Genomic DNA, 19049 nt, shown 5'->3' with positions numbered 1-19049 from the left:
CTTTCATAAGACCTGTATTCCGGCTGGATATGTGGAATTTCATGGATTATGAAACACGGCCTCTTCAAGCAGCCCATATCCTTTATCCATGCGTCACGTCGGTCGCAGTTTGCCCCTGTAATCGTTTTTCAAATCGAATCTGGATTGCCGCCGCATTCTTTTTCGTGAAAATTTTCCACGGCGAAGCCGCAAGGAAAATTTCCACGAAAAGATTCGGCAAATGCGGCCGGCAAGACAAATTCGATTTTCCTTTGATGAGGGGAAAACTGTATCGCAAACAAACCTATCTGGAAATTCCGTGCAGGCTCATTCTCTTGTAAAGGGTCGGGCGGCTGATTCCCAACAAGGCCGCTGCCTGTGTCAGGTTCCCTTTAGAGATGGAAAGAGCCGTCTTGATCTGTTCTATGTTTCTTCTTTCATCTTTCTGCAAACACTTGTCTATCTTCTCTTTCCCCATGGGGTCAGAAACGGACTCTCCCGTATATTGGAGCCGTAAGGAATTGGGGGTAATCAGTTTTCCTTTGCATATCAATACCGCCGCATGAATGACCTGCTTCAGTTCCCGTACATTTCCCGGCCAACTGTATCCCAGCAGCATCTTCTTTGCCGGTTCGTCAAAATCCAAGACCTCTTTCCGGAGCAACCCGCAAGATTGCTCCCGGAAAAAATCCGCCAAAGGCAGTATATCCTCCAGGCAATTATGCAATGCAGGTACGGTGATGGTAAAATCCTGAAAGCGATAAAGCAGGTCCTTCCGGAAACGCTTTTCCGCAACAGCCTCCTGCAAATCCTCATTGGTGGCCGCAATGATGCGCACATCCATCAGCCTGTCCCGTTGTCCGCCTACCGGACGATATCGCCGTTCCTCCATGGCACGCAACAGCATCCGCTGCGTTTCTATCGAAAGGTTCTCCACCTCATCCATGAACAGGGTGCCTCCCTGCGCTTCCTGAAAATATCCTGCCTTTTCCTCTGTGGCTCCGGTAAACGCCCCCTTGACATGGCCGAAAAAGGCGGAAGGTGCCAGCTCTTTGGACAAACTGCCGCAATCGACCGTTACATACGGCTTGCCGGATCTGAGGCTCTGCCTGTGAATCTTTTTTGCCAGGTGTTCCTTTCCCGTTCCGGTGCTTCCCAATATCAGTACCGTCATATCCGTCGGCGCTACCATGTGAATGTACCGGTTCAACTCGCAAAAAGGGGTGCTTTTGCGTTCATAGATTACCTTGGTGAAAGCCTCGTTCACCGTCCTTATTTTTTTGATTACGGGCAGCAGCCTGGTTTCAACCAGCGGTTTGAGGATATAATCTTCCGCACCCAGCTTCATGGTATGAACCGCAGAATGTATCTCTTCATAATTAGTCATCATGATGAACGGGTGCATATAGCCGTTCTCCCTCATCCACTGCAACAGCGTGGTACTTTCCCCGTCAGGCAATCTTAAATCCGCCAATACGATGTCATCCTCACGGACGGATGTCCCAATGACCTTCTTAGCCTGTGCCAGCCTGTAAGTCCTTACAGTATCCAAATCCGCCTTCTGCAAAAAATTGCAGATATAATTACAGAACAAGACATTGTCCTCAACAACAATTACTCTCATAAGCTTTCTTAGCCTGTTGTGCCAAACATATTATTTCTTTTCCTTTTTCCAATACCTGCTGTACAGTCCGCCCGAACTCGTCCACAGAAAACTCTCCCGAATCCTGAAGCAGTGCGAACAACTCACGCAGCGGCTTGCCGGCATGAATGATCTCCCATGAGCCTGTCAGATGATGTATCCATTCTTTCAGTGCCTCATGATCATTCTTTTCTGCACATTCAGCCATAGCCTCCATATCCTTCCTGGTCTCCCGAATCAGGGTATCCAGCATCTTCCTCCTGTTCCCATATTTCAGCAGGGCATCGAGGTCTATTTGTTCAGACTGCCTTTCACTTCCCAGACATTCCGTACATACCTGCAAAAGTTCTTCGGCGGAAAACGGCTTTTTCAAACAGCCCGAAAACCCTGCCGCATACAAATCCCCCGTATCGCAGTTTCCCGATGCGGTACTCGCGATAACCGGAATGCTCCGTGAATTTCCCACATTGGCCATGCGCAGGAGCTTCAACACCTCGAATCCGTTTGTCCGGGGCATTTTCAAATCCGTAATCAAAAGGTCATAACTACGGCTGCGGACATGCTCCATCAGATCACGCGTGTTCTCACATACCGTGCAAGCCACCCCGTGATACGCAAACATTTCCCTGATTGCCGCCAGCAAAACGGTGTCATTGTCCAATACCAGTACCGTATAGGACCGTACGGAAATCCGGCTCCTGCCGCTCTCCGCCGTCGCTTCCTCTGCCACAGCCAAAGGAAGACAGACAGTGAACCGGCTGCCCACCCCTTTCCGGCTTGCCACTTCAATCCTGCCGTCCAACAATCCGACCAGACCTTTTACTATTGAAAGTCCCAGTCCGACCCCTTCTTCCGCAATCGCATTGGGAAGCCTCTCGAATGCAGTGAAAATGCGTGTCTGCTCCTCATCGTCCATTCCGGTGCCGGTATCTTCCACGATAAGCGTCAATACGCCCTGGTCAAATTGTGTGCGAACCGTTACACTTCCCCGCTCCGTAAACTTGATTGCATTGGACAACAAGTTGCTTCCTATCTGTATTATCCTGTCCCTATCTCCTATAACAACCGCATCTCCGGCACTCAGCACGTTCAGCAAAAGGTTTTTTCCTGCCGCCAGCGGCATAAAATCCGTTTCCAAAATCTCGGTGACGGAACATAACCTGAACGGGACAGGAACGGCCTTTTCCCCGCCACTCTCCAACCGGAAAAATCCCAACAGGGAATTCAGCATGGAAGACATGTGTCTCGCCACCTGCCGTATGTTCCGGCTGTATTCCCTGCACTTCGACACTTCTCTTTCCGTGGAAAGCAATTCCGCATAGCTGCTGATAGAAGCAAGCGGCGCACGCAAGTCATGGGTTACGGCCAGCATGATTTTCTTTCTTGCCTCAATCAGTTCCTCGTTTTCAAGAACGGTCTGCTCCAACTGACGGACTGTGCCTTCCAGCCTTTTTTTATAACGGTTTATACGCATCATGTCCCGGTGTATCACCATATAGGACCATATCAGCAGCAAAACCATGAATGCCGTCAGACCGATGACCGTGGCAAATGACCGTTTCCCGGCTTCCGCAACTTCTTCTTCCTGTCTCTTCAATTCCGCTTGTACCGTTCCATCCATATTCTCAATCATCTGCCGCAACTGCACGTTCAGCCTTCTGTTCATCCTATCCAAGCTGTCCGTCCGTTCTGCCAGCTTCCGGGCATACGCCTGCTGTCTGCCAACCACGCTCCGGTTAAGTTCATGAAGCATGGAGGCGGCAGAAGGAGTATCCGCCTTGTGGCGTTTTGCGAACAACCTCTTCAGGAATCCCCCTTTGGGGGCATTTTCCCGTTCACTCTGTTTGGCAATGGCCGGAATTTGCGCTGCAATTTCCCGGTCGGCTTCCTCCTGCCTGTGTACCCAATATATGATTTCCCGCATATACCGCTCCTTGGCTCTCCACAAATTACGGATGCTGTCTGTATGTGAGCCGGAAGAGGAGTACCTCAAGCTACACAACAGGCTGTCAATGTGCCGTCTCTGTTTCTGAAATAATAAAAAATCCTGCTCACTCCACTCCATAAAGGTTTCACAGAAGAAAGAAAGCCTGAGCATTTTCACATATATATCATTTATCTCATGCTTTTTCCGGTTAATCATCCGTACTTCCATTTCCCTGGCCTTAGTCTCTTTCCATTCGCAGATGCCAACGTAAGCAATACCACTTATAACTACAATCTTGGCCATATATCCTACCGCTATTTTGGCAAGAAGCGGTTGCAGGCGCAAAGATTTCAACAATTTATTCCTACTTTCCAATTATTCACTTTTTAATTCATTATATTCTATTAAAATTCTTTGCAAAATAAACCGACCAGTCGGTTTATTTTGCAAAGATAAGCCTTTTCCAAGAATAATGAAAAAAAACAGGTTCCAGCAAGTAAAGTTTTATCATTTATCAGTCTAAAAGACAACGGAATGAACTGAAAGGGAAGAAAAGGAAAGGAATGCGGACCTAAATTTCTGAGAACATCCCCAAGAAAGTCTTACCAATAGAAGTGTTCAATGCCTGTCTGCTGAACGCCTTGGCATCCTTCAAACTTATTTTATGACCATAAGCCACATTGGAAAGAAAGTCCTGTTCCCGGACAAGAAGTTGCTGATACATTTGTGGAAATTCGTCCATATATTCATGGGCGGAGGAAACAAACTGCATATAACATATCAGGAGATTGCCATTCAGATGTTCGGGAAAACTGTTTATCACCCGTTCTATCGGATTCCTGTATTGCCTTAAAAACTCATTCCAATCCTTGTCAGCCAAAGAATACATTTCACAAGAAATCTGCGAGTCGGGGAAAAAACGCATTCTGACAACCGCATCAATCAGTTTCTTTTTGGAAGGAAAGTAGTGTATGACAGCCCCTTTGGATTTATGCACGGCAACAGCCACATCACAGAATGAGGTCTGCTTCATTCCTTTTGTGATGAATAACCTGTATGCCTCCTCTATAATCCGCTGTTTCAAATTCGGGTCCATCCTACTGCCTATATTATAAAAAAATAGCATAGACGCAATCAACATCCAAACATGGTAGTGGAATACCTAGAGACGAAGTGACGCACCTGTGCTATATATTTTAATATAGCGCAAGCTGTCATATTCCATCTTGTCTCTTTGAAATTTTCCACTTTTCGTTTGGAAGATGATATATGATACTATACTATGTCGTTTTAACAGCGCAAAAATACGTTATTTATCGTTTATTTCCAAATTTATACGACACTTAATAGCACTGTTCCATAAGAAAAGCGTCCGCTTTCAGGGACAAGCAGCAGTATTTTTTCACCGGATTTGAGTTTACGGGTAGAACAGAACTCATCCAAGGCAGCCAGTATTGCTGACGATCCGATATTTCCCACCCAGGTAAGATTGGTAAACCACTCTCGTTTGTACAATTCAAAACTCTCGTTTTTCATCGCTTCAATGAGATTACCATAAATAACCATTGACGAAGAGTGAGGTATTACATAATCCACATCGTCAGGAGTCATGCCATGTTTATTCAGACATGATTTAATATGTCTAATCCATAACGGCATCAACTTCGTCCCTAAAAGTTTAATGTCCTGTTTAATAACCATAAGGGACTCATCGACCAATTCCTGACTTTCAAAAGATTTCCAGCTTTTCAGTTCACCGTCCTCCCTCCGGACAGCTCCGGCAAACATACAGGTAGGGGTTTCATTGGCATATGAATCCATTTCTATCCATTCAATCTTTAAAGATACGCCCTTTTCTCCCGGATGATTTTCCAATAATGCACAACTCGCACCATCGCTTAACATAAAGCGCAGGAAGTCCTTTTCCAAAGCCATATATGGATTGGTGCCCAAATTGCAGCATCTTTCATATTCGATATCGAAGTTTTTGGATAAAAGCATTGCTGACACCAATTCAGATGTGCTGCATATTGCATTCTGTTTTTCTGATGCAGCTATGCTCAAATAAGCTATTTTCAGAGCTTGCAGACAAGACAGACAAACTCCAGCAGAAGAGAATATTTCAACAGGTTCTTCCCAAAGCCCATGTACCATAGACGCATGAGAAGGCAGAATCTGATCAGGGGTCGCAGTAGCACAAGCAAGCAACTCAATGTCCTTTTGGCTCTTATTGGTCAATGCCAGCAACTTACGTATAGCCAGCATCGCCATTTCTGCATTTGTATGTGTGATTTCTTGATTTTTGTTTAAGGCATAGTATCGCCGTTTAATTCCATTTTGCTTTAAAACTATCCGTTGCACTTTGGAATGTTTTCCAGAAATGAGTCCCAAGAACTCTTCCATTTCATCATTGGAAACAGGAGAGTTCGGAAAGAAGCTTGCAAGCCCAGTAATAAAAACATCTTTCTTCATTAGTTCAATTTTTAATTAGTTCATATTGATTATAAAGAACTACTTTCAGTTCTTCTATTCGCAATCCATTCACCAATGCATCCTGAAAACATTTTCCAAACAGCAGGATTCGAAATGTCAAAGCCAATGTAGAAGGATTAACATCGGATCTTATTTCTTTTGTTTCAACAGCCTTCACAAATATTCTTTCCCATAATTTAATCTCCTTATTTGTTATTTCGTTGAAAGCCTCGTTAAATCCCGGATAGAAATATTCTGCCTGCAAAATCAAGTTAAGATATGCACGTGTAATATTGGTCTTCTCTTTTTCTATGAGATAGATCCTCATTGCATTCATCGTTTCCTCCACCTTCTTTATGTAATAATCAATAAATTCAAGCAGAGAGGTGTGAGAAATGTCCTTGAACTTATTTTTGGCATCTTGTTTGTGAAAAATGTAAAAATCAATCACATCAATAAACAGTTCTTGCTTGCTTGGATAATGATATGACATACATCCTCTTGATAAATTCAGACTTTTTTCTATCTCCTTCAGGGGAACCGTGTTGTAATCTTTTGTCAGAAACTGTTTGTATGCAGCTTCCCTGATTAATCTTTTTGTTTCTGAGCCTTTTACTCCTTTCATAACCTTGTTTTTTAGTATCATACAAAAGTAGGTCTTTTGAGTGAAAACACGTTCATTTTTAGTATAATTAAATATGTCCTACCCAATTACCATTAAATCATTTATGACCATACATACCAGTTTATGAAATAAATGCCAACGATGCCTTTTTCTTTTTTTTCTTATACATATATTATTTTTTGCTTATATTTGTCTTCAAATAAGCCGATTAGTCGGTTTGTTCGGCATAGAGGAACCCAAACAGAAAGTGGAATTTCAAAACAGAGATGTTCCTCTATGTCTTTGTTATTCCATCTTCCGGCAACCGGATTCTATCCCTGTTCCGCCATATCCCTAAAAAATACCGACCGGATGGTATTTTTTACGGCAAAAGTATAAATATATACCATAAAAACAAAGGGAAAGGCCAATTATGCATTCTATCGGCAAAGAAATGCCTATGAAGGGATATTCAGTAAATGTCTCTAAAAAATAAGATGGCATATGAAGATGATAGGGCATGACCACTTCATATGCCATTCTTATTGCCATTTTTCCGTGCTTTCTCACATAATTCTATCCGACAGGACATGACGTTCCGGAAGAAGTCTGATGACCTCTTCTGATTCTGTGAGTAAAATCATATCATGCTGCTTTAGCTGTTTTGTTTCTGATTTTTTCTATCATCAGTATGGCATTTGCCGTATGTATTCCAAAGAAAATCCACAGTATTTCCGTCTTCCTGTTTCCGGCCTTTATCCTTGAGAGCGAGTAATGTTGCTTTTGAGTGCCGAAGCTTCCTTCAAGCCGTGTTGCCCTTTCTTTTGAGAGTTCGCTTCTAAGCACCTTCCTCAAAGGCTCATCTTTGGCCGCCCTTCCCTTGCGCACAAAGGATGTGGATATCCCATATTTTGTACAGAACTTTCTGTTGGCATTATTGGCATATATGGAATCGGCAGCCACACATCTTACCCTTACATTCATAAGCTTCTGCTGCATACGGATACAGTCCTTCAAGCGTATACCCTCATTGAATGCCTTGAACGAGAGGTGTTCTATGAACGATATGCCGTCTATCTGTATATTATTGACCTTTGCACCAAACTCGACGGACTTGGTTTCCTTGCCTCTGACGATGGGACGTACATAATGACGGTCAATGCTGACGATGCGGTCACTGACTTTCCGCCCTTCAAACATTTCCTTTTCTTGTACAAGCACCTTTCTGATGATGGAAAGACGCTTATGATAATCCTGGGTATATCGGAGTAAAGCACCGTACTCGCTATGGATCCCATCCCTTTGACTGAGGAGCTTTTCAAGAAGCTTGATCATACGGCGCTTAAGCATTCTTGTCCTTGAAGCTCTCCTCTTTCTTTTCTTGCAGTAGGACAGATAGGATTCCGCCACATTCCTGTATTTGTTGCGCGGACGCCTTATGCCCAGCTCCCTGCAATGCCGGCATATATGCCTGTAGAGCCATTCGAGGCTTTCCCAAAGGAGTTTCATGTCCGTAGGAAAACGCATGTGGCTTTCATAGCATGTGGCATCGGTCATGCAGACGTGAAGGTTATCAAGATAAGGTTTCCAGTGTGAAGCCAGGAGCTCCTGGAAAGAATCAATGTCAAGGCGGGATGCTATCTCATTACGGATGGCACTGATTATCTTGAAGTTGGTTATGGGAAGGGACGGGGGAATCATAATTCCACAGAAAATCTGGTAGTGTATGTTCCCGTTCAGATGTTCCACCAGTTGCCTGTCGGAGAATCCGGTGTATGCCTTCAGGACCATAAGGGCGATCTTTGCGGAAGGACTGAATCTGTTCCTGCGTCCCAGGCGCCGGGCCGACAGGCCTGCGGCTTTTGCCATACATTCAAACGGAAAGACTGAATGAAGCTTGCCAAGCTCACTCTCATTAAAACTCTTGCGGTATTTTTCCAGAATATCAAATTCTGTAAAACCCAAAGTAGGGTGAATTTCTGAAATATTCACTATCTTTGCCATATCTTATTAGTTTGGATATTTCCCCCGTTTTGGCCGTCAAACCTTATTTTCGGGGGAATACCTAAAGATACAAAAAAGCCAACTAATTCGCAATAATTTGTGTATGAATTAGTTGGCTGATTTTGTAATATTTAATGAATGTCCCTATGAAATATACATAATCCGCTTTTCCCTATGAGAAACATTATGTTACCGGCTTATCTTGAAGGCATCTTCATCTTAACCTGCACCCCCTGTGAGTTTAAAACACGAACCGGTGTCTTTTCTCCGGCTTTCAAATAGAACAGAAGATAATCCTTCGCACGCTGGGACTCGAAGAAACCTTTTTCGCGATACTCGGCAATCCACCTCTGAATCATCGGAATCTGCCAACGGTTCATCAAAATATAGTAGCCGAAATAATACTCCAAATCGCTTAGGAAAATATTGAGTTTCAGGTAATCCCACCAGAACTGTTCTTTCTTTTTGCTTTTGGCATTGAGTATGATAACCTGATGTTCATAAGTGTCACGAGGATTTTCCCAATCCTGTTGCGAAACAAATACATCGGGAACCACATTATCGGCATGGTCCTTTGCCGGAATAAAGGGAGATAAGGATTCTATTGAATCCTTTATCTTTCCATATAAGGACGGTTCGTACTCCTTGTTGTACAGCATAACATCCCGCAAACGGGTGGAAGTGAGATGGGTTACCACAGAACGTCCTACCACACAATGATCCGGAACAGTCATTACCGATGCCAGACGTTTCATAAATCTGATTTCCGCTTTTGCCTGTTCTTCCTTATCCGGTCTCTTGAAAGGATAATCTGACCAGGCAATCTTCCGCATCCCCAGATGCAGGTCTGTAAGCTGCAACCCCGCATATGCACAGAAAATGGAAGCACGAATTATCTTGAAGATAGGGGTACGGTCACCCTCGTGGGCCACGTAAGGCAGGTTTTCCACACCAAAAAGCATTTCATTTTCCGCTATCAAATCGGCAGAGACCGTCTTGCCTTCTTCCAACCGTCCCTTAATCTTGAAGTTACGCTTTTGGTATCCCCAAGTGTGAACAGGCCGCGTAGCTATCAGTGCCACACAATAATTGCCGTTTTGCGGTGTGAAATCTACATTTTGCGGTGTTGCATTGAGCATCAACTCGTTCAGCAACTTAATCTTTTGGATATAGTCCATAAATCAACAGGTTTTAAGTGAAACATTTTGTTAACAGTGCAAATGTAGGCATCAAGTTTCGTACCGGAGTTCCGTTTTTCGCCGAAAATCACTGCAGGGTCAACCAATTATTCAATATTTATTCTGTTCTCGATTCTCAGTATATAGTTTGTTTCCGAGAAAAAGCGTTCCATACGTACTGCCTGACCGGTTCTGAACAAAGGTTTTTCACTATTGGCTATGTAGGCTTTTTTTATGGGAAAATTCCGTGCCTCTTCCTGTTGTTCAAAATAACCAATGGTAGAACGCAACTGCTGTTCGCCGTCTTTTATCCATTGATTACCCTTGCCTTTTCTTTGCTTCAACTCTACAAATATGATCGTATCTCTATAAAACAGGCAGCCGTCGCAGCGGTTGTCCATACTCCCGTCCGCCCTGCGCAGTTCAATGCAATGGTCAACCGGTACGAAATTCACCTTTACCTGAGGATAATTATCCACCGCCGCAATCCAATCCTGACCCTGTTTTTCTGCAATATATGCTTTTTCAGCAGCAGGAGCCGGCCGGTCGCATATACCGAATTTGCGTCTGTTTGATGATGATATATGTTGTGTCGGGAAGAAGTCAATCATAATTCCTGTTGTATTTCCAATAAATCGGCAAAATCTTCGTTTGTTCTCTCCAGCATCCTGTTGAGGAAGTTCTCATCGGAAGGAAGCCCATGATATGTGTCCAGTACTGTTACCGTCCCTTCTATCTCGTTGAACTCGTAAATAGCGATTTCGTCAGGGTGTATGGCAGCTTCTATGGGATAAATAGCATTTATCCTTTCTTGTACCTCACAGGAAAGATTATCTACAGTCAACAGCATACCGGCTTTGACAGCGACGGTCAGGCTATTAATAAGGTATGGGCTATGTGTTGTAACCACCAAACGGTTTGTTTCCAAAGCATTGTTAAAAGCCAGCAACTGTTTCATTATCATCCATTGCGATTCCGGATAAAGGTTTTGTTCCGGTTCTTCTACAATGTTGACAAATGCCGATTTGTTGAATCTGGCAGAAACGGCTGAAAGGGCAATCCTCCGTTGCTCGTCTGTAAGGTTCGGTGTGTTCCATATATTCGCAACTTCCGCTTCGAAGCGTTTCGCTTCATCGCTGCTCATCTTCTGGGCACTATTCGCCTGACTTTTTACAGATTCGGACAAATGTAAAGAAACCAAATAAAGCGGTACGATGGATTGGAATCCGCTGGACGCTTCCATCAACTTCACCTTATAGTCCTCACCTTTGACATAAACAATGTCATTTTGTTTGTTATATTCCAGTTGAGCATGATTGATAGGCAGTTCCAGACTACTCTTAATGCGTTGTTTGGCTTTGTCATATTCCGTAAGAAAACCTAGCAAGGCATCCGGCAAATCCTTAATCAGATCCGGTTTGTTGACCATGCTGATGAAATTCCGTTCGGCAGGAACATACATGATTTGAGGAAGGGCATAGCTGTCCAATGCATTCTCATTCTTTTCCATGACAAGTTCGCCTTGCTTCGTGTAGGTAAACTTGTAAGAATCCCCTTCGTAGAAAATCTCAGTCTGTTCCTTTATGAAATAATTGGAAATACGATGGTAACCGCAATACTTGTTCTTGAACTTGGAGGCGGTAAATTCTTTCTCCTTGAAATCACCCCGTGTCAAGACCTTCTCCATCCATGTAAAGGTGGAAACCAGTTTGGCAACCGTACTTTTACCGCTACCCTGGTTACCCGTAAAAACGGTTACTTTCTTTATATCTATCCATCCGTCCGTTACAGATGCTGTTTCTTTCAACGGACCGAAGTTTTTAATCTTGATTCTACTCATATGGTTATTTTATAGACTTACGGCAAAGATAGTGTTTCTAAATGAGACGACCTAATGAATGTTGTGTTTCATTTGCTGTGAACATAGAGGTCTTCCCAATTCTTTGTTTTTCCAAATTTTAACCTGTATGTTTTATGATGGCTTTCTAATAGTCAGAAGTGTCAATCTGATATCCGAATATGTATCAGTCGGCATTGAACGGACGGATTTCGGAAAGATTTTCATTGCCGCTGTCAATAAAGCGGTCGAGCACCTTAATCATGACAACAGGTATTTTCTGCTTCCATAGTATCTGTGCGTCCAGCTCTGTACAAACCAATGCCATCTGTTTCAATTCTTTTTCCAAGTATGCTCCCGAACTGATATATTCATTCAGAAGAGGTTCGTTTTCGGATAATTTGATTACAGAGGCATATAACTTGTATTGTTTATTGATACATTTCAAATGAAACTTGTCCTTTAGTGTGGAAGGCGGATCAAGTAATTTCAGTTTGGGCAGGTCTGACTTGTTGAGAATAATCACAGTATTTGTAAATTCGACTGTATGATCTCCAGGCAGACTATACAACAATCTGTTGTCAGGGGATTTGAACTTATACTCGTTTTCCTTCCGTAAATTCTGAGGATAAGCATTGTACCAGTTGAAGTGGAATCCGATGATTATCTGTTTGTCGGTCAATCTTAAAGTCTGGAAGACTTTGTCAAGATTTTCCGGAAAAACCCTATATTCACTTTTAGGCTGATACTGGAAGCTTCGGAGCCAGCAGTTTTTGAAAGAGTATAGTGTAGCAGCACTGAAAGACTCCTTAAAATTGACATATCCTATTGTTTTATCCGTACAGAATGCCTCTGCCGGCATCAGCTGACGTATTCTTCCGACACAATTGAACTTGTTACAGCTTTTGTACTCATCATCAGTTATGACAGATACTTCTGTAATCCACTTCATTTCTCTGCCAATACTATCTGATGCTATTTGGTAAAAATCCTGAATTTCATCTTCAGACAGCTGTTGAGTAACTTTTTGATGTTGTATTGCTGAAGTAAGCGAATTGGAAAGGGACTCCAGTGCATTCTTCAGCTTATGTTTAGCCCTGTATATGCGCGACTGATCCAATGGCAGTATTGTTGTGATGTCTTCCAATGGAATGGAATTCTGCTCAATCTGTTTCAGGATAATAGGAACATTTTCCAGCCATTCGTTCTTTTCGGACAAGGATTCAGGAAGAGCCGGCAGTGAATAAAAATCCTCGTAAACATAGGTGCGGTTAAGTGTTGCCAGACGTAACATTAGGATATACAAGTATTTCTGTATCCAGCCATTGATGATGCTATTGTTGCGTACGCCAGCCTGAAGACCAAAAAATGGATATTTTTGCTCGTATTTGTACATTGAATCGGGGCTGAATGAGAGCAAGTTCATATACAGTGGAATAATTTCAGCCAGCGATCCTGGAATCAGAACATAATGAGGTGGTTGGCTATTAGTGTAATACAATATTTGATTTAAAAGTTCGTGCTCCTTTCTAAACAGCAAAAGTCCCCCCAATGCGATATGGAACTCCTTAAATTCTTTCCGCTCTTTTTGCCTTAGCTCAACCATTTTACTATCGGCAACAGCTTGTCCAGATGGGGTATAGGAGACATATATGCGCTCATTAAGTTGGAAATCTGCAAGGTGAAGAAGCAGAAGAGAATTGGCTGCATTCCAATATTTGATAATCCATTCACTGCGTTTGTAAAACAATTGCTGGTTCAAACAAGTCCAGATTGTACGGTAGGTATTCTGATGCATTATGGTGAACTGCACTCCATCAAGCATTACATTGACTATGTCATTGCCGTTTTTGATGGAAACCGCCTCCTTTTGTTGCATACACAGCTGTTCATTGATAGAGATAATGCCTTCGTATAACTCCGGCGGATATTCCATTACCGTCCATTGTCTTCCTTCACGTAAAGACATGGTCCAATTATACAATTCTTGAAAACAATCGCGCAATACATCCACGTTGTTCTGTTTGAGCATGGCAATAAAAAGTTCGAACCATGCCTTTCTGGTATTTCGTGGAATATCGTTCCTCTTGATTAGATGCTTTTGCAGTTTTTCAGGCACATTATAAATATAGATAAGCCTGAAAATCATAAATATACTGAATGTTAGCAGTACACAGAATATTGTCGCGAGAATAATGGCAGAATAATCTATGCACTTTGTAAGAACTCCGAAATCAAAATAGTTAGGTGGAGCGACCAATTGATAGAACAGTAAAAATATGGTAATAGCGAGCAAGCCAAGAAAATGCTTTGTGCTTCTTTCGTTCATAAAGAGTTGTATCAGGCGGGTAGATTCATATTTATCGTCTATCCGCTGAATAACTCCAATTAACAAGGGAACGGCAATGCCCAGTATGGCTGCCGTTATAGGTATAATAATTTCTTTAGAAAAAATATCCATAATGTAAGAGGTTAATTATTTTTTATGGCATAGTGAATTGCTATTCTATTTTATACTTTTGAAGTATCCAAATCTTATCTATCAGTTTATATTGAGCTAATATTTTTGTTTCTTTATCTATCTCCCAAAGCAAATCTTGTATTTTTTGTCCATTTTCCATGTTAGTGAATTTTTTTCGTATCGGATTTCCAAGCAAAGCCATAGCTTTCTCATAAGATACAGTTTCTATTACTGATAACTTTAAATTGCCATTGTCATCTGGTAACCAAAGATTATCTATCAAAAATAAACGCATATCCTCTGTTAAGTCTTCTGCTATCGACTTTAAATTTGGCAATTTACTTTTATATTTTTTTATGTTCTCTGCAAAAAAAGGAAATAAATGTTTCCCCATAATTAGCCGTTGCATTGCCACATTAGTCTTGTAAGGGTTAAATTCATCTAAAGACATTATCAAATCCATTCCTAATGTGTTATCTCCTTTATCAAATCGGACTTTGGAGTTAATCCCCATTGTACTATACAATGCTCTAAAGCAAAACAGAAAATCAAAATCAATTTGATTATATTTATCTTCAATAATTTTAGTGAAACTCCTAAGTTCTTTACTAATTTCGCGAACTTTGATATAACCTGGAGAGTCTGAAACTACTCTTATTCTTTCCATAATCAATGATAACATTTATTACCTGCTGGCTTTTTACCAAATCGTTTTTCAAACTTCTTTATACGGCTTGTTTCAAAATTTTGGAAAGAAGGTTTTGCAGATTTATTTGGAGAACGCTGTAATGGTTGATAATCTAATTTGTTATTATCTAACCATTTTTTGCTATATCTGTTTTGAATTTCTGAGCCGTTTTTCCTTCTTCTGAAATCTGCGGTTTCTCCTATTTTCCAAATATCGCCTTCATTTAACCACGTTTTACCAACAGGGGTATCGCTTCCCCATTCATACACATCATAATAACCGCTCTTTGTTGCAACCAATTTATATATTTCGGCTGTAAGTCCAAATGGGTCTAACCAACTATTGGTGTCATAAACATATCCATAAAGAGTTGGATTGTTTCCGACTAAACCAATTGGGTCTTGCAACAGATAGCTTCCTGTTTTAGGAGAGTAATAACGGAAACGGTTGTAGTATAGATTTGTTTCTTCATCCTCATACTGCCCCTGATACCTGAACGGACACTCATTCAAAGAATGTCCTTCAAAAAAAGTTGCAATTTCCCCATAAATATCCAGTATACAGTCCCATGTCTTATTTCCATGTTCGTCGAACATCTGGATGGGTGTTCCCAAATAGTCAGACACGATGGAATATTGCTTGCCATGCTGTATCTTCGCCATTGGTACAAATGTGCCTGCTTCAAATACCCAGGTGGTAATATTCTCTGTCGGCTCTTTTGACGGAACGTTTTCTTCCTTATCCGGCTGCATATCGGGAATTTTGTAGCTCCACTCATGTAAAGGCACGTTTCCGTCCCACACCCAGCGTGTGACCTTACTGAGATATTGCTTGGCGGTGCGGCGTCCCAGCGCATCGTAGCGGAACTCCACCGGTCTTCCGTCCGGACGTATAACCTTCTTTAGCATACCATTGGAACTCCACTCGTAGAGCCATCCCGTACCTGTAGCTAGACAGCGGACGCCGCGCTCCTTCTCCATGCGCTTGCGATCGTACCTTACGCCCGTTTCCTGCAACCGTTTGAACTCACGGAAAATGAGGTTCCCTTCATCATCGTAGTGATAGAAACAATCCGGGTCCTCCAGCAGTCTTCCCCCGGCACCGTATTTGCGGTCCTTCCTGTCCGGAGTCCCGAAGAGGTTGCCCACGAAGTCCGGTACGCGGTAAATCACGTCCGTTTCCGAACCCTGGGTAATTTCCTGCCGGATGAGGAAGTCGAAACGGTCATAGTCGTAGCGCATGACCGTTCCCGTCAGCTCGTTCTCCTTAGAAAGCAGTCGGTTGGCAATCCCCCACTCATAGCGGTATGCTCCACGCTCGATGCCTCCCGACCGAACCGACTTGCGCACCTCGCGCCCGAAACAGTCGCGCTCGGTGCAGACTGTTACGCCACCGGAGAAGGTGCGCTGCACCTCCAATCCCGTGTTGTCACGCACCCATGATGCCTGCCAGCCTTCGCCCGCCTGCATGGTCTGCAAATTACCCTCTCGGTCATAGGTATGACGGATGTCCGCTCCCAGACTGCTGGTGATGCGGGTACAGCTGCCTTCGCCGTCATAGGTACGGCTGACGGTGTATTCTCCCTGCCTTTCCTCGGTAACCAGTCCCGTCTTCCTGTCACGGGTGAACTCCAGCAGGTTCTCGCTGTTCTTCGCCTTGACAAGCATGCCGTCCTTGTCGTACGTGTAGAGGGAGACCTCCCCGTCATACTGTTCCTCCTTCAGGATATTGTCCAGTCCATCATACTGGTATTCCGTCCATTTTCCTCCGGGACGGTTCACACGGGTGACACGGCCCGCACCGTCGCGCTCGTACTCACGCCGCATACCGTCGAAGCCGGTTTCCGTAACGACCAGTCCCAGCCCGTCCAGCTCGAAGAAATAGTTGTCGCCCGCCTCGTTGCCGATGCGCCGGAGCTGCAACTCGCTGTTGTAGCCGAAGGTGATGTGGTGCCGTTCCTGCTCGCGGCTTTTCAGTACTCCCAGTGCCCCATAGGTGAACCTGACCTCGCGGATGTTGTCGCTGGCATGTACCATGTTCCCCATGGCATCGTACTCAAACCGGTGCACGTTGCCGTCCGGTTCTTCCAGCCGTACCAGGTTGTCCGCACGGTCGTAGGCATAACGGGTAACATTGCCTTTCACATCCACCGCCTGCACAAGCCTTCCCCTGCCGTCGTACTCCCACCGGCGGAACAGCCCGTTGGGGAACTGCAGCAGCTCCAGGTCGTACCTGTCGTTGAACGTGAGCGTGTAAACCCGGCCCTGTCCGTCCGTTATGGTACGCAACACGCCTCCCTCGTAGGCATATTTCACTGTCTCTCCGCCCGGTGTGGTCCGGCTGACGACGCGGTCCAGTCCGTCATAGTCCCATGAAAGCCTCTTTCCGCCCGGAGTGTAGAGCGAGACGAGGTTGCGGTTGCCGTCGTAGTCCAGAAAGGTGTCCTCGCCGTTCTCGTCCGTTATCCGGACCGGCTGGCCGAATTCGTTGTAGGAAGTCTTATGGGTGTAGCCTTCGGGGTTGACCGTGACCTCCAGCTCTTGAAAGCTGTTGTACTGGCGGCGGGTAATTCCCCCGTTGGCATCCACTATCTTGTAGATGAGTTTGTCCTCACCGTAATAATATTCGGTTTCGGCATTTTCCCCGTTACGGATATGGGTATATCCCTTGCCGTAACGGATGAAATATTCCATCACGCCTCCATCGCCCCATGTATGCACACAGCGGGCATTCTCTCCCTTACCTTCATATTCCCAATGGAAGGACATGCCCCCTTGGTTGGTAAGCTGTACCAGCAGGTGTCCGCCGGAATAGACGAAATGCTTGCTGACATCCAACGCGTCAATGGTTTCCACCATGTCGCCCCGGTCATCGTAACGGTAACGGACCAGCTTCACCTCCTCACCGTCCTGATGTACGGATACGCAGAGTACCCGTCCCGACTCGTCGGTTTCCACCTTCAGGAATTCTCCCCGTGAGGATATGATTCCTGCCAGCCTTCCCCCCGAAGCGTATTCGAAGCGGATCCGGAATCCGTCCTTCGTGGAAATGCCCGATACCATGCGGTAACCGGAGCGGTTTTCAGGACCGTCAAAACGGTATTGCAACCCCCGGATGTCCGTAAGCATGTAACCCCGGTCATCGAGTGTCCATGCCAGCTGTTCCCTGCGGTCAAAATGGGATTCTCCAAGTTTCAGCGCAGGCAGGAAGGACTCCCGTCCGTCAGCATGACGGAATGCGAACGCCCCTTCCTCCAGCTGCCGTATTCCCAGATTGTAGCTGTGGTGCCAATTGTATCCCAACGGACCGTCCACGGCGGCATCACTGTAATAGGTACGTTCCCATACGACGGGAATCGGACCCGGAAGCTCGAAGTCCACATTGGTGTGATAGACCCTGCCCGTAGCAGCGTCCACCGGCTCACCGAATATGATGCAAGCTGTTTTCTTGAGAATCCTGGCAAGCCGGGGATTCAATCCCGCCTTGTCTATCAATCCATGCAGCAGATGGGATATTTTTTTTCCGAACTTTGACAATCCTTTCAGCCCCAGTTTCATCGCCAGCGCAAACACATCAATGGTAGGCGGTCCTCCCACAATCACGGGATTTCCTACGGATGTGATGGTGGAGAGCATGGAAGTGGGGGCAAGCAGGGCCTTGCTCACCTTCCTGGGCTTCCCCTTGCGGGGAATCGTCGGTATTCCCACAATGTTGCATGAGAGTGCCGGATGTGTGAGGGAGGAACAGGGCGCACCGTCCGCCAGGACAGTGGAACTGCCCATCCACATCTCCGACTCGGACATACCGCTGACCAACGGAGCCGGATGCAATACAAATGCCGGCAGATGCACGATGCCGATACCTGCCTGCGCAATCCACTGGTTATGAACCTTGACCGACGGAGCCATGCTCTTGAGGATGTTGCACGCCACTCCGGCCACTCCATCAGCCGCAGACGGCATGGCAGCCGCCATGCCGGCCATGAGGTCTGCCATGAGGTCGTACACCTTGCCTACATGAGGCACAGGCATGATGGGAGAGGGAGGGGTAACGGTAGGATGCATGTCTATCCCGATGGACAGGTCGCCGAACTTGGCGACAGGCATACCCGGCATGGAAGGAAGGATTCCGCCCAGACCCGCCTGAATCTCGTCCAAAGCCGCCTTGGAGGCTGAAAAAAGGTCGGCAAAACCCCGTCTGACGCTGCTGCTACCGGCGGCGTCAGCTATATTCTTGAACACATCTGACATGGTGAGA

General features: G+C 44.8%; 12 protein-coding genes. All 12 read right to left on the bottom strand.

Translation table 11 applies throughout. The features are described 5' to 3' along the window. Positions 1-283 precede the first annotated feature (283 nt). Positions 284-1603 carry a sigma-54-dependent transcriptional regulator gene (locus NQ546_RS16305; protein WP_004288700.1) on the bottom strand — a complete coding sequence of 440 codons (1320 nt, stop codon included), beginning with the start codon at positions 1601-1603 and terminating at the stop codon, positions 284-286. Beyond that, entirely contained in the window at positions 1584-3923 is a 2340-nt protein-coding gene (locus NQ546_RS16300; protein WP_039952934.1) for a hybrid sensor histidine kinase/response regulator, read from the bottom strand. Before NQ546_RS16300 ends, NQ546_RS16305 begins: the two co-directional genes overlap by 20 nt. Positions 3924-4119: 196 nt before the next feature. Then, positions 4120-4644, bottom strand: coding sequence for a TetR/AcrR family transcriptional regulator (locus NQ546_RS16295; protein WP_005858561.1), 525 nt, complete (start codon positions 4642-4644; stop codon positions 4120-4122). A gap of 236 nt (positions 4645-4880) precedes the next feature. Then, positions 4881-6020, bottom strand: coding sequence for a StlD/DarB family beta-ketosynthase (locus NQ546_RS16290; protein WP_004288704.1), 1140 nt, complete (start codon positions 6018-6020; stop codon positions 4881-4883). 4 nt (positions 6021-6024) lie between these two features. Next, entirely contained in the window at positions 6025-6645 is a 621-nt protein-coding gene (locus NQ546_RS16285) for a TetR/AcrR family transcriptional regulator (RefSeq protein WP_005858563.1), read from the bottom strand. A gap of 624 nt (positions 6646-7269) precedes the next feature. Further along, positions 7270-8628 carry a transposase gene (locus NQ546_RS16280; protein ID WP_004292408.1) on the bottom strand — a complete coding sequence of 453 codons (1359 nt, stop codon included), beginning with the start codon at positions 8626-8628 and terminating at the stop codon, positions 7270-7272. A 197-nt stretch (positions 8629-8825) separates the two neighbouring features. Continuing rightward, positions 8826-9806, bottom strand: coding sequence for a hypothetical protein (locus NQ546_RS16275; protein ID WP_004288707.1), 981 nt, complete (start codon positions 9804-9806; stop codon positions 8826-8828). A 107-nt stretch (positions 9807-9913) separates the two neighbouring features. Beyond that, complete coding sequence (locus NQ546_RS16270; RefSeq protein ID WP_004288708.1) at positions 9914-10417, bottom strand: hypothetical protein; 504 nt, start codon at positions 10415-10417, stop codon at positions 9914-9916. Then, positions 10414-11646 (bottom strand): AAA family ATPase, encoded by a 1233-nt coding sequence (locus tag NQ546_RS16265; RefSeq protein ID WP_004288709.1) that lies wholly within the window; start codon positions 11644-11646, stop codon positions 10414-10416. Before NQ546_RS16265 ends, NQ546_RS16270 begins: the two co-directional genes overlap by 4 nt. 184 nt (positions 11647-11830) lie before the next feature. Next, on the bottom strand, positions 11831-14104 hold the full coding sequence (locus NQ546_RS16260; RefSeq protein WP_004288710.1) for a hypothetical protein: 2274 nt from the start codon (positions 14102-14104) through the stop codon (positions 11831-11833). A gap of 40 nt (positions 14105-14144) precedes the next feature. Next, the gene (locus NQ546_RS16255; protein ID WP_039953011.1) at positions 14145-14771 is read right to left on the bottom strand and encodes a hypothetical protein; all 627 of its coding nucleotides are present in this window, start codon (positions 14769-14771) and stop codon (positions 14145-14147) included. 2 nt (positions 14772-14773) lie between these two features. Further along, complete coding sequence (locus NQ546_RS16250) at positions 14774-19042, bottom strand: DUF6531 domain-containing protein (RefSeq protein WP_004288712.1); 4269 nt, start codon at positions 19040-19042, stop codon at positions 14774-14776. Between the last annotated feature and the right edge of the window lie 7 nt (positions 19043-19049).

Origin of the sequence: Bacteroides eggerthii (assembly GCF_025146565.1) — a bacterium.
In the GTDB taxonomy this organism is placed as follows: domain Bacteria; phylum Bacteroidota; class Bacteroidia; order Bacteroidales; family Bacteroidaceae; genus Bacteroides; species Bacteroides eggerthii.
Note: the sequence above shows the minus strand (reverse complement) of the source record. Positions and strands in the feature narration are given on the sequence as shown.